Origin of the sequence: Streptomyces sp. NBC_01525 (genome assembly GCF_045040405.1) — a bacterium.
Classification (GTDB): Bacteria; Actinomycetota; Actinomycetes; order Streptomycetales; family Streptomycetaceae; genus Streptomyces; species Streptomyces benahoarensis.
This window is the reverse complement of sequence record NZ_CP109397.1, coordinates 1,770,220-1,782,509: the sequence shown is the minus strand read 5'-3', so window position 1 is coordinate 1,782,509 and position 12,290 is coordinate 1,770,220. Positions and strand designations below refer to the sequence as shown.

The window sequence follows — 12,290 nt, the reverse complement described above, 5'->3', positions numbered from 1 at the left end:
CCCTCGGCCGGGGAACGTACGTGGCCGCAGTACCGTGGGCGGGTGGACAACAGGCAAGCAATCGGATCGTGGATCTCCGGGCCCCGCGCGGCCGCCGAGGACATGGGCGTCGAGTTCGGTCACCGTGGGGCGCAGCTCGGTCTGCCCGAGGAGGGCCCCGGGTCGATCGCCCGTCCGGGCCGCCGCTTCGCCGCCCTCTTCATCGACTGGGCGCTGTGCATGCTCATCGCGTACGGGCTGCTCAGCGGCGGTCACGCGCAGGCGGCGAGCAACTGGGCGCTGGCCGTCTTCGCGGTCCTGAGCGTCCTGACCGTCGGCACCGTCGGCTTCACGCCCGGCAAGCGGCTGCTGGGCCTGCGGGTCGTCGCCGAGGGCGGCGGCCGCCTCTCGCTGCCGCGCGTGGTGGTGCGCACCGTCCTGCTGGCGATCGTCATCCCCGCCGTCATCTGGGACCGCGACGGCCGGGGCCTCCACGACCGCCTGAGCCGCGCGGTGCAGATCCGCATCTGAGCCCCGGGCGGGCGCGCGCCGCCCGCCGCGCGGACACCTCCGCGTATACGAAACGGCGGCGACGGCCGCACGGCCCGTGACCGTCGGCCATATGCAGAACGCCCCGGAGCCCAAGGCTCCGGGGCGTCGTGGTCGGTGGGGGAGGCGGGCCGGGACGCTCAGCGCATCTTGCCGCGGGGCGGGCGGGTGCCCATGGGCCCCTTCGGCACCGGCATGTTGCTCATCAGGTCGCCGAGCGCGCGCAGCCGGTCGTTGACGGCGGTGACCTGCGCACCGGGCAGCACCCGCGGCAGCTTCATCAGCCGGGTCCGGAGCTTCTTCAGCGGGACCTCGCCCTCGCCCTCGCCGACCACGAAGTCGTGGACCGGGGCATCGGCGACCGTACGGGCCATCCGCTTCTTCTCGGCGGCCAGCAGACCGCGCAGCCGGTTCGGGTTGCCCTCGCCGACCAGCACGATGCCCGCCTTGCCGACGGCGCGGTGCACCACGTCCTGGTTACGGTTCATCGCCACCGCGGGGGTGACCGTCCAGCCGCGGACGTTCTCCAGCACCGCGGCGGCCGCGCCCGGCTGGCCCTCCATCTGCCCGAAGGCCGCCCGCTCGGCGCGGCGCCCGAAGACGATCGCCATCGCGAGGAAGGCCAGGACGAAGCCCAGGATGCCCGCGTAGAGGGGGTGGCCGATCGCGAAGCCGACGGCGAGGAGTACGCCGAACACGACGATGCCCACGCCAGCGACGACAAGACCGACCTTGGAGTCGACCTGACGGGTCATCTTGTAGGTCTGGGCGATCTGCTTCAGCCGCCCGGGGGTGCCGGCGCCAGCGCCGTCTGTGTTTGCCTTCCTCGCCATACCAAGAAGTTTACGTGGCCCGCGGGCGGCGGGTCGCCGCGGCCTCCAGTACGTACTGCGCCTCCTGCCGGTCACTGGCCCGGCGGCGGTCCTCCAGGACCGAGTTCCAGGCGTTGCGGCGGGCGGTGCGCTGCCCGCCGCCGAGCAGCAGCGCCTCGACGGCGCGGAGCGCGCCGGTGACGGACGGGACGGGACGTGCGGTGGCGCGGAGCGGCGCGGCCTGCATGGTGTGGGTCTCCCTCGGGGAGGTCGGCGGGACGCCCGGGACGGACGCGGTGCGTGGGTCCATCGTCACCGACGGGTGTGACCGCCGGATGACCCGCAGGTCACACCTGGGCGTGACGACGGAGCGGCCCGCGCCACCCCCGGCCTGGGGGAGTGCGGGCCGCGTCCTCCCAGCATGTGCCAGGATTCACACATCGGCGCGCCGGGGCGGGTCAGACCGCCTGAGTGGAGGCGTCGACCTCGCGCCGCTCGATCGCCTGCTGGTAGAGGCGGCCCGCGCGGTACGAGGAGCGGACCAGCGGGCCGGACATCACACCGGCGTAGCCGATCTCCTCGGCCTCCTCCTTCAGCTCCACGAACTCCGCGGGCTTGACCCACCGCTCGATGGGGTGGTGCCGCACCGACGGCCGCAGGTACTGGGTGATCGTGATCAGCTCGCAGCCCGCGTCGTAGAGGTCCTGCAGCGCCTCGCTGATCTCCTCGCGGGTCTCGCCCATGCCCAGGATCAGGTTGGACTTGGTGACCAGCCCGGCCGCGCGGGCCTCGGTGATGACCTTGAGGGAGCGCTCGTAGCGGAAGCCGGGGCGGATGCGCTTGAAGATCCGCGGGACGGTCTCGACGTTGTGCGCCAGCACCTCGGGGCGGGACGAGAAGACCTCGGCCAGCTGCTCGGGCACCGCGTGGAAGTCGGGGATCAGCAGCTCGACGCCGGTGTCCGGCATCGCGGCGTGGATCTGGCGGACCGTCTCGGCGTACAGCCAGGCGCCGCCGTCCTCCAGATCGTCGCGGGCGACGCCGGTGATCGTGGCGTAGCGCAGCTCCATGGTCTGCACGGACTCGGCCACGCGGCGCGGCTCGTCGCGGTCGAGGGCCTGCGGCTTGCCGGTGTCGATCTGGCAGAAGTCGCAGCGCCGGGTGCACTGGTCGCCACCGATGAGGAAGGTCGCCTCGCGGTCCTCCCAGCATTCGAAGATGTTGGGGCAGCCCGCCTCCTGGCAGACCGTGTGCAGGCCCTCGCTCTTCACCAGGCCCTGCAGATGGTTGTACTCGGGGCCCATCTTCGCCCGGGTCTTGATCCACTCGGGCTTGCGCTCGATGGGGGTCTGGCTGTTCCGGACCTCCAGGCGCAGCATCTTGCGTCCGTCGGGTGCGACAGCGGACACGTCGGCGCCCCTTTCTGCTATCGCGGCATTCGATTCAGCGGCGTACACCAGGGTACGCCCGGGATTTCGCACGTCTTTACGCGCTCACCAACCCCCGATACGAGGCCGGCATTCCTTGACGGCGCTCAGACCGCGCGGGGGAGGAGCTCCACGCCCTCCAGGACGTCCCGCAGGTGCTTCTCGACCGAGGGCAGCACCTCGGCGATGGTGAGGTCGCGCCCCAGCTCGCCGGAGAACGAGGCGACGCCGGCGTCCCGGATGCCGCACGGCACGATCTTGTCGAACGAGGTGTTGTCCGGGTTCACGTTCAGCGCGAAGCCGTGCATCGTGACGCCCTTGGCGACGCGGATGCCGATCGCGGCGAGCTTGCGGTCCTCACCGCGCTGACCGGCGTTGGACGGCGCGTACTGGGGACCGCGCAGCCGCGCGTCGTACGTCTCGTCCGCGTCCGCACCGGCCTGCGGGGCGAGGTCGAGCTGGAGACCGCCGAGCGACGGGCGCTGCTCGACCGGGTCGCCGAGGATCCACACCCCGCTGCGCCCCTCGATGCGGGTGCCCTCGATGCCGAAGTCGGCGCAGACCCGGATCAGCGCCTCCTCCAGGCGGCGGACGTGCGCGACGACGTCGACCGGGCGCGGCAGCTTCTGGATCGGGTAGCCCACCAGCTGGCCCGGGCCGTGCCAGGTGATCTTCCCGCCGCGGTCCACGTCGATGACGGGCGTGCCGTCCAGCGGGCGTTCGTCGTCGGCGGTGCGGCGGCCCGCGGTGTAGACCGGCGGGTGCTCCAGCAGCAGACAGGTGTCGGGGACCTCGTCGGCGAACCGGGCGGCGTGCACCCGCCGCTGCTCCTGCCAGGCCGCCTCGTAGGGCACGGCGTCGGAGCCGAAGCCCAGATGCACAAAGCGCAGCCCCTCGGGTGCGGGGGTGTCCCCCCGAGAGATCGCAGTCACGGCAGCTCCTCTTCGCACTTCTGTCGCAGCGGGCTGCGACGTTTGATGCAGTACCTCCGCATCCGTTCGATACGGGGCTCCTGCATGTCGATGCCACTTCGCGCCCAGGCCACTGTACGGCCGGGGGGCAGGTCGGCCGGTGGCCGGGGGACCCTGCGCGGCCGGGCCGGGAAACCGGTCGACGGGTCGGGAAGGCGGGGGCGTGAGCCGGGTGAACCTCGGTGTGGAGCGCATGCGCCCTGCTCACACGATCGGATGAACGCGGTGCTCAGGCGGCCAGAAGAGCCCCGAAGGCCGTTACATTCGCGCCGTTCCACAAGGGCGACGAGCGTGCCGGACAGGGTCAGCCGGGCCCGGCGGCCCGGCCCGGAAGGCAGGAGACCGGTAAAGCTGATGACGGAACGACCCCCGCACCGCACGCCCAATCGCCGGCTGGCCGCCCTCATCGCCGAGGCAGGGTTCTCCAACGCCGGACTCGCCAGGCGCGTCGACCAGCTCGGCATCGAGCACGGCCTCGACCTCCGCTACGACAAGACATCCGTGACCCGCTGGCTGCGCGGCCAGCAGCCCCGGGGCACCACCCCGGCGCTGATCGCCGAGGTCTTCACCCGCAAGCTGGGCCGCCGCCTGTCGGCCCAGGACCTCGGCCTGGACGCCTGCGCACCGGTCTACGCCGGACTCGAATTCGCCGGGACGCCCACCGAGGCCGTCGACATCGTCAGCGGTCTGTGGCGCAAGGACTCCGGCAGCCATGTCGAGCTGCGCAAGATCGCCTTCACCCCGGCGGGGCTGGTGGTGCCCAGCCGGGACTGGCTCATCGGCCGCCCCGACGAACGGGTGGCCCGCGGCGAGCTGGGCCCCGACGGCACCGGCCGGGTCCCGCTCCAGGGCCGGATCACGGTCCCCCGCCAGCGCCGCACCGACCACGTCGACCGGGTCGGCGGCGCCCGCGTCACCGCCGGGGACGTCGCGGCGCTGCGCTCGGTCGGTGAGCTGTTCCGCGCGCTGGACCACGCCTACGGCGGCGGCCACGCCCGTCAGGCCCTGGTGCGCTATCTGGAGCACGAGGCCGAGCCGATGCTGCGCGGCACGTACGGCGAGGCGACCGGCCGCAAACTCTTCGCCGCGGCCGCCGATCTGACCCGGCTGGCCGGGTGGACGTCGTATGACATCGTGGCGCACGGTCTGGCGCAGCGGTACTTCGTCCAGGCGCTGCGGCTGGCGCAGGCGGCGGGCGACCGCGCGTACGGCTCGTACGTGCTGGTCACGATGAGCCGGCAGGCCGTCTACCTCGGACACGGCCGGGAGGCGGTGCAGCTGGCGCGGGTGGCGCAGCAGGGCGTCGGGGCCGCGGCGCCGCCCGCGGTGCTGGCGCTGTTGCACGCGGCGGAGGCGCGCGGCCACGGCCTGATGGGTGAGGTGCGGGCCTGCACGGCGGCGCTGTCGCGGTCCGAGCGGGCGCTGGAGTGCGCCCGGCCCGGCGACGAGACGCCGCACTGGGCGCGCTTCTTCGACGAGGCGCAGCTGGCCGACGAGCTGGCGCACTGCCACCGCGATCTGCGGCAGTTCCGTGCCGCCGCCCAGCACGCGGAGCGCTCCCTGGAGCTGCGGGCACCGGGCTTCGCCCGCAGCCGCCTCTTCTGCCGGGTGGTGCTGGCCACCTCCCGGCTGGCCCTGGGCGAGCTGGAGCAGGCGTGCTCGCTCGGTGCCGAGGCGGCGCTCCAGGCGGCCGATATGCGGTCGGTGCGCGCCCATGAGTACGTCGCCGAGTTCGAACGGCGGCTGGAGCCGTACCGCGATGCGGCGCCGGTGCGGGGGTACCGGGACCGGGTGGCGGCGTTGGGGTGAGGCGCCGGGGCCTCGGCTCCTGTGGGGCCGTGCCTCGGACCCTGTGCCTTGTGCCTCGGGCCCCGGGGCTGCGGGGCCCCGGCCGCGTCCGGTGGAAGCCCGTTCCCCGTCCGGCGCCCCGGCCCGCACCCGCCCTCTCCGAGCCGGTGCGGGCCCGCCGTATCAGGCGGCCGTGTGCAGGGCGGCCGGTTCGGCGGTGGGCAGGCCGAGGTCGGTCAGGAGGGCGCGGGCGGCGCGGCGGCCGGAGTCCAGGGCGCTCTGGACGGTGCTGAGGCCGCGGTGGTCGCCGCACACGTACAGCCCGGAGAGCACCCGGACCGGCCGCTCCGGGTCGTGCGGCGCGGGCATCGCCGGGATCGCCGCCGGGGTGTGCCGCACCGTCAGCAGCTCCCAGTCGGTGGTGGCGGTGCCGTACACCCGGGCCAGCTGGGGCCGGACCGCCGCGTCCAGGGCGGCGGCCGGAAGCGCCGCGGGGGCGCCCAGCACCACCGTCGTCAGCAGCGTCCGGCCCGCCGGGGCGCGCGACGGGTCGATGGCCCCGGCCGCGTAGCTACAGGCCAGCGGGGACTGCGTGGTCAGCAGCAGCGGCGTCTCGCGCGGCCCGGCCGGGTGCGGGCCGTGGCCGGGCGGGGTGGTGTGGTGCAGCACCGTCGCCGGATGGAACGGCGGTACCCGTAGCCCCGGCAGCAGCGCCGCCGCGTCCCGCGCGCCGGTCGCGACGATCACCGCGCGGCAGGTCACCTCGCCGTGGTCCGCGGTGGTGGCGGAGGTGGTGGCGACGGACGTGACGCGGACGCCGGTGCGGACGGTGCCGGGCGGCAGGCCCGCGGCGAGCGCGGTGGGCAGCGCGGCGGCGCCCCCGGCGGGCAGGCAGAGCCGCCCCTCCGCGAACGCCCGCAGGGTCAGCGCGGCGCCGCGGCTGGAGCCGCCGAGCCGCGGATCGCCCAGCAGCACGCCGAGCAGCGGCCGCAGGAAAGCGTCGTGGGCGCGCGGCGCGAAGACCGGACGGACGGACAGCGCGTCGGCCGCCGGGCGGTCGGGGGCCGTACGGTCGCCGAGGCGGTCCATGCGCCGGTCCTGGGGGCGCGCCGGATGGCGATCGGCGCGCGAAAGGGCGCGCGCGGCGGCGAGTGCGCCCCTTGTGCTCCGAAGTGCGCTGACCCGCTGCGCGCGCCGCCCGTTGTGCAGCCCGATCCACGGTGCGAACCGGCAGAGTTTCAGCGTCTCCAGGCCGGGAGTGCGCAGCAGGCCGGGCGTGGCGACGAGCGGCCTGCCGCCGTGGTCCAGGAGGAAGCCGTCGACGTCGTCGGTGGCCGACCGCCCGCCGATCCGCTCCGCCGCCTCCAGCACGGTGACCGTGAGTCCCGCGGCGGTCAGTTGACGGGCGGCGGCCAGCCCCGCAGGGCCGGCCCCCACGATGACCGCGTCCACGGCCGATGAGGTGCGCTGCACGTGCCCCTCCTCAGATCGGTCCCGCCCGCCCGCGCCGGGCCGGTACACGGGACGCCGGATGATGTGTGGAGGCACGGTAGGGACGGCCCGCCCCGGACGGCCAGGGATCGCGCGGGGCGCGTCGGAGCGGGGCGGGCGCCGTTTTCCGCCGGACGCGGGGTCGTGCCCACGGGCGGGGGCCGGGGCCCGGTGCCCCCTCGCGCGGGCGAGGCGCGGTGCGAGACCGCCGCGCGGGGCCCGGCGCCACGCCTCGGCACCCGGGTGCCGTACGAGGTCCGGTGCCGCCCCGTGCGGCCGGGCGCGGGCCGTACGGGGCGGCGCCCGCCGCGCGAGGCCGCCGACGCCCGGCCCGCAGGGCCCGCCGCGCGAGGCCCGCCACGGCCTTCCGCCCGCGTACCCCGCCCCGGGCCGCGCTCCGCATCCCCCCTCAAGCCGCCCGAATAGCCCCCTCGATGCCCGGATGCGCGAAGGTGAACCCGCTCTTCAACAGGCGACGCGGGATCACCCGCTGACTCCCGAGGACATCCCCGGCGAACTCGCCGAGGGCCAGCTTCAGGGCCGCCGCCGGTACCGGGAACGGCGTCGGGCGGTGCAGCACCCGGCCCATCGCGGCCGTCACCTCACGGTTGGTCACCGGCTCGGGGGCGGTGAGGTTGACCGGACCGGCGAGGTCGCCGTCGATCAGGTGGCGGAGCGCGGCGATGTGGTCGTGCAGGGAGATGAAGCTCCAGTACTGGCTGCCGTTGCCCAGGCGGCCGCCAAGCCCCAGCCGGAACAGCGGGAACAGCCGTCCCCAGGCGCCGCCCGAGCGGGCCACCACCAGGCCGGTGCGGGCGAAGGCCGTCCGGATACCGGCCTCCGCGGCGGGCGCCGCCGCGTCCTCCCAGTTGACGCAGACTTCCGGCAGGAACCCTTCACCGGCCGGTGCCGTCTCGTCCGTACGCCGGCTGCCGGTGTCGCCGTAGTAGCCGATGGCGCTGCCGCAGACGAAGACCCGGGGCGGGGCGTCCAGCGACGCGAGGGCCGTGGCGACGGCGGCGGTGCCCCGTACCCGGCTGTCGCGGATCTCGCGCTTGTACGCGGCGGTCCAGCGGTGGTCGCCGACGCCCGCGCCCGCCAGGTGCACCACCGCCTCGCACCCGGCGAGCCCGGCGACGTCCACCTCCTGACGGCGCGGATCCCAGCGCACCTCGTCCGGTGCCGCGGGCGGCCGCCGCACCAGCCGGACGGGGGTGTGCCCGTCCGCCCGCAGCGACCGGACGAGAGCTGAGCCGATGAGACCGGTCGAGCCGGTGATCGCGATCCGCATGGCGCCATACTGCCCGCCGCGCGCCCGCCCCGTACGGACGCGCGCCCCGGGGGACGCGGCTATGCGCGAAAGCGTTCCCACAGCCGGGGCAACCGGGTCTCCAGGGCCGCGTCGTCGTCGACGTCGACATAGCCGCCCAGCGGTTCGGCGGGCTGCGGTGGCAGGCCGAGGCCGGGCAGTTCGGCGCCGGTCAGCTGCTCGTAGGCATCGTCGGCGGCGTACCCCAGCTCCTCGCCGTCGCCGTCCGTATCCTCATCGAACTCACCGACCAGCACGGCGAGTTCGTCGGGATCGTGCAGCGCGCCCTCGAAGACCTCCCGGCCCTGGCCGATCAGCCAGCAGCGGAACGCGTCGAAGACATCGTCGCTCGCGCCGTCCAGCAGCACCGCCGCCGCGGCCCACAGGTCCCAGGTGTACGCGCGGTGGTAGCGGGCCTCGAAGTGGCGGGCGAAGTCCAGGACGGATTCCGGGTCGCGGCTCAGTAGCCGCTCGGTCAGCTCGTCGGCGTGGTCCACCGGATCGCCCCCGGCGGCCGCGCGGGAGGCGTCGATGAGCTCCCAGAACTCCGTCTCGTCCATCACCGCTCCAGCATCGGGCCTGCCGGGGCCGTACGCATGTGGAACGGTCCGCCGCCACCCGCGCGGCGGCGCCCGTCCGGACGCGCAGGTGGAATGCCCCGGATGCGGCGTACGCGGCTCCCGGGCACCGGAGTTGTTGATCAACAGCGGGGTGACCGGTGCAAGAATCACTCGTTGGAAGGCTGGCCCCCTACGGCACCTTCCCGTACCCGATCGGCAGACCCCATTCCTGAAGGGCGCTTCCACGCCATGCCCATGGACGAACGAACCCGCGCCGATGTCGAGCGGGCCGAGGCGGCCATCGTCGAGCACTACCCGCGTCTGGTGCGCCTCGCCCACCTCGTCCTGCCGCCCGCGATGGGCCGCCACCGCCGGGTGCTGACCGCACACGGGATCGTCCAGCGCGCCCTGCCGTCCACGGGCCGCGAGCGCGCCCGCGCCGTTCTGCCCGGCCAGCGCGGCCCGCGGCCCGAACCGGGCTATCCGCTCGTCCGCTCGCGCGTCCTGGAGCTGGCGCTCGCCCAGGCGAAGCCGCCGCGCTGGCGGTCGCCGCTGCCGGTCGTGTGGGGGCTGCGGCTCTTCCCCCGAGCCGGTGGCGCCGACGAACTCGCCCTGGACCAGGCGCTGTCCGCGCTCTCCGCCCCCGCCCGTGCCGCCGTCGCCCTGTGGCATCTGGAGGAGCTGAACGAGGACGAGGTCCTCGCGGTCCTCGACGCGGCGGGTGTCGCCGACCCCGGTGCCGCGCAGCGCGCCGCCGTCGCCCTCGGCCGCGACCTCGGCCCGGGGACCGCCGCGCTGCTGAACTCCGGCGAGTTCGACCCGTGCACCGTCCAGGCCCGCCCCACCGATCTGCTCCGGCGCCGCCAGGGCAGGCGGGCGGCGGTCGCCACCGCCGTGGTACTGACGGCCGGTGCGGCGCTGCTCACCGCCGCCGGCGGGCCGGACGGCACCCCGCCGCCCGCCCAGCCGGACCCGGCCACCGTGCGGGCCCGCCAGGCCCTGGACCCGCAGCGGCTGGTGCGCGCCCCCGACGATGCATGGGCCGACACCTCCCGGGTGGACTTCACCGCCTGGTCGCCGCGGGGCGAGTACGCCGGGGACACGGCGCTGCTCGGGCGCGCCCTGCGGGTCTGGGGCGCACCGGGCCGCGACGTCCGCGTCACCGCCGCCGACGGCACCTCCACCCGGCCGCCGGACCAGCCGCCCCGGCTGCTCTACGGCGGGGTGATCGACGGGGTGAGGGTGGTCGTCCTCCACGACGGTGACCGGCTGGTGCGGTACGCGGAGCCCGAAGGGGCCCCGGCGGAACTGGAGTTCGCCCGCGTCGACAACGCCGATCTGACGACCGCCGGGGCGCTGGTCATCGGGCGCGGCACCGGGTGGATGCGCTACCTCATCGCCCCGTGGATCACCGACACCACCACCCGCGACCTGCTGCGGCCCGCGGCGCCCGAGAAGGCGCTGCACGTCGCCCCGGACGGTGTCACCGACCGCGTTCCGGAGCCGCCCGCGGACGGCGCCGTCTGCGGGCAGTGGCCGGTGGCGCGCCTGCGCTCCTCGGCGCGGGTCACGGCTCAGCACAGCTTCCTGCTCACCGACCTCGGCGACCTCACGCCCGTCCACCTCACGTACGGCCCGGCCGCGAGCGGCGGGCCCTCGGCCGCACCCCCGGCCGAGGCCACCACCCCCGCGGCGCTGCTGAGCTGGGCCCACACCGCCTGCTCGCTGCGCGGGGAGCGGGGCGCGGGCGTCCGGTCGGTGAACAACTGGGCCTACGCCCGCCAGCGGCTGCCGGAGAGCGGCGCCGGCGCCACCTGGGTGTGCAGCCGCGCCGACACCTGGCGCGGGCCGGGCCGGGTCACCGTGCAGTTCCACCCGACCGTGGCCCGGCCCGAGCGGCCCGCCCGGGTCGTCGGCCGCGCCCGGGACACCGCCGCGTGCAGCCCGTACGGCCCGGAGGTCGTCGGCGAGACCCGCTGGCGCGCCGGTTCCGGCCACTGGTACCTGCTCGCGGCGGGCAGCCCCGCGGTGCGCGGCCTCGACGTCACCGGCGCGGTGCGCCGCACCACCCGCGCCACCACCCTCGCCGTCGGCGTCCCGGCGTCCGCCCCGGTACGGGTCGCCGGGGTGCTGGCCTCCGGGGGGTTGCTGCACGCGATGCGGAGGTGAGGGGGGATCGGTGAGCCGGGCCCGGCGGACACCGGGGCCGGATCCGGCGGCGGCCGGGCCGCGCGGGGCCGCCGCGCCGGACGCCCGGCCACCGCTTGCGGCCCTGTACGCCCTCCCCGTGAACGTCCGCCAGGTCCGCAGGAAACCTGACAGAAGATGTCGGGTATCGCTGGCACGGTCGCCGTGTACGTACACCGCACACGGCGAGGAGTGGCACGGATGACGACGGAACGGAACGGTACGGCGGGCGCGGGGAGCCTGGCGGGGCGGGTGGCGCTGGTGGCCGGGGCGACCCGGGGCGCGGGCCGGGCGATGGCCGTGGAGCTGGGCCGGGCGGGGGCGGTCGTCTATGTCACCGGCCGCACCACCCGGGACCACGTCAGCGAGGTGGGCCGCCCCGGCGAGACGATCGAGGGGACCGCGGAACGGGTCACGGCCGCGGGCGGCACCGGCATCGCGGTCCCCTGCGACCACCTCGTACCGGAGCAGGTCGCCGACCTCGTCGCCCGTATCGACCGGGAGCAGGGCCGCCTGGACGTCCTGGTCAACAGCGTGTGGGGCGGCGACCACCTCCTCCAGTTCGACACCCCGCTGTGGGAACTGGACCTCGCCGGGGGCCTGCGGATGCTCCGCCTCGGCGTCGAGACGCACCTCATCACCAGCCACCACGCGCTGCCGCTGCTGCTGCGCGCCCCCGGTGGCCTGCTGGTCGACATGACCGACGGCACCGCCGCGTTCAACCGCACCTACCGCGGCAACCTCTGCTTCGACCTCGCCAAGAACGCCCCGCACCGCATGGCGTTCGGCCTCGCCGCCGAGGTGGAACCGTACGGCGCGACGGTCGTTTCGCTCACCCCCGGCTTCCTGCGCTCCGAGGAGATGCTGGACCACTTCGGCGTCACCGAGGAGAACTGGCGGGACGCCATCACGCAGGAACCGCACTTCGCGGTGGCCGAATCCCCGGCCCTCGTCGGCCGCGCCGTCGCCACCCTCGCCACCGACCCCGACCGCGCCCGCTTCACCGGCCGGTCCCTCTCCAGCGGCCAACTCGCCAAGATCTACGGCTTCACCGACGCGGACGGCTCCCGCCCCGACGGCTTCGGCTACTTCGAGGACGTCGTCCTCGGGGGGAAGGAGGGGAGGGCGGAGGACTACCGGTAGGAGTACCGGTAGTCCGGTGTGGCGCGGGCAGGCCGCGGAAGGGGGCGCCTGCGGCCGGTCCCGCCCGCGGCACC

Annotated in this window: 11 protein-coding genes; 4 read left to right on the top strand and 7 right to left on the bottom strand. The window is 75.4% G+C overall.

Annotation, left to right across the window (positions count from 1 at the left end; all coding sequences use genetic code 11):
• Positions 1-42: 42 nt before the first annotated feature.
• Complete coding sequence (locus tag OG422_RS07960; RefSeq protein ID WP_405741324.1) at positions 43-510, top strand: RDD family protein; 468 nt, start codon at positions 43-45, stop codon at positions 508-510.
• Positions 511-668: 158 nt separating this feature from the next.
• Here OG422_RS07960 and OG422_RS07955 read toward each other — a convergent pair whose 3' ends face one another.
• The 4 genes from OG422_RS07955 to lipB all read right to left on the bottom strand — a co-directional run bounded on the left by OG422_RS07955 (position 669) and on the right by lipB (position 3,699).
• On the bottom strand, positions 669-1,361 hold the full coding sequence (locus tag OG422_RS07955) for a DUF4191 domain-containing protein (RefSeq protein ID WP_143943139.1): 693 nt from the start codon (positions 1,359-1,361) through the stop codon (positions 669-671).
• A 10-nt stretch (positions 1,362-1,371) separates the two neighbouring features.
• A complete protein-coding gene (locus OG422_RS07950; protein WP_384590310.1) occupies positions 1,372-1,587 on the bottom strand; it encodes a hypothetical protein in 216 nt (71 codons plus the stop codon).
• A 211-nt stretch (positions 1,588-1,798) separates the two neighbouring features.
• Positions 1,799-2,749, bottom strand: coding sequence for a lipoyl synthase (gene lipA, locus OG422_RS07945; RefSeq protein ID WP_143943140.1), 951 nt, complete (start codon positions 2,747-2,749; stop codon positions 1,799-1,801).
• 125 nt (positions 2,750-2,874) lie between these two features.
• Positions 2,875-3,699: a lipoyl(octanoyl) transferase LipB gene (lipB, locus tag OG422_RS07940; RefSeq protein WP_405741320.1), complete on the bottom strand. Its 825-nt coding sequence runs from the start codon at positions 3,697-3,699 to the stop codon at positions 2,875-2,877.
• A gap of 393 nt (positions 3,700-4,092) precedes the next feature.
• Between lipB and OG422_RS07935 the strand changes: the two genes are divergently transcribed.
• On the top strand, positions 4,093-5,547 hold the full coding sequence (locus OG422_RS07935; protein WP_405741317.1) for a regulator: 1,455 nt from the start codon (positions 4,093-4,095) through the stop codon (positions 5,545-5,547).
• 162 nt (positions 5,548-5,709) lie between these two features.
• Here OG422_RS07935 and OG422_RS07930 read toward each other — a convergent pair whose 3' ends face one another.
• The 3 genes from OG422_RS07930 to OG422_RS07920 form a co-directional block, all read right to left on the bottom strand.
• A complete protein-coding gene (locus OG422_RS07930) occupies positions 5,710-6,999 on the bottom strand; it encodes an FAD-dependent oxidoreductase (RefSeq protein WP_405741314.1) in 1,290 nt (429 codons plus the stop codon).
• A gap of 427 nt (positions 7,000-7,426) precedes the next feature.
• Positions 7,427-8,308, bottom strand: a complete 882-nt coding sequence (locus tag OG422_RS07925; RefSeq protein WP_405741311.1) for a TIGR01777 family oxidoreductase — start codon at positions 8,306-8,308, stop codon at positions 7,427-7,429.
• A gap of 59 nt (positions 8,309-8,367) precedes the next feature.
• Positions 8,368-8,886: a DUF4240 domain-containing protein gene (locus OG422_RS07920; RefSeq protein WP_143943145.1), complete on the bottom strand. Its 519-nt coding sequence runs from the start codon at positions 8,884-8,886 to the stop codon at positions 8,368-8,370.
• 255 nt (positions 8,887-9,141) lie between these two features.
• On the opposite strand from OG422_RS07920, the gene OG422_RS07915 reads away from it, so the two are divergent.
• Entirely contained in the window at positions 9,142-11,055 is a 1,914-nt protein-coding gene (locus OG422_RS07915; RefSeq protein ID WP_405741308.1) for a hypothetical protein, read from the top strand.
• 219 nt (positions 11,056-11,274) lie between these two features.
• Complete coding sequence (locus OG422_RS07910; protein WP_405741305.1) at positions 11,275-12,216, top strand: SDR family oxidoreductase; 942 nt, start codon at positions 11,275-11,277, stop codon at positions 12,214-12,216.
• Positions 12,217-12,290 lie beyond the last annotated feature (74 nt).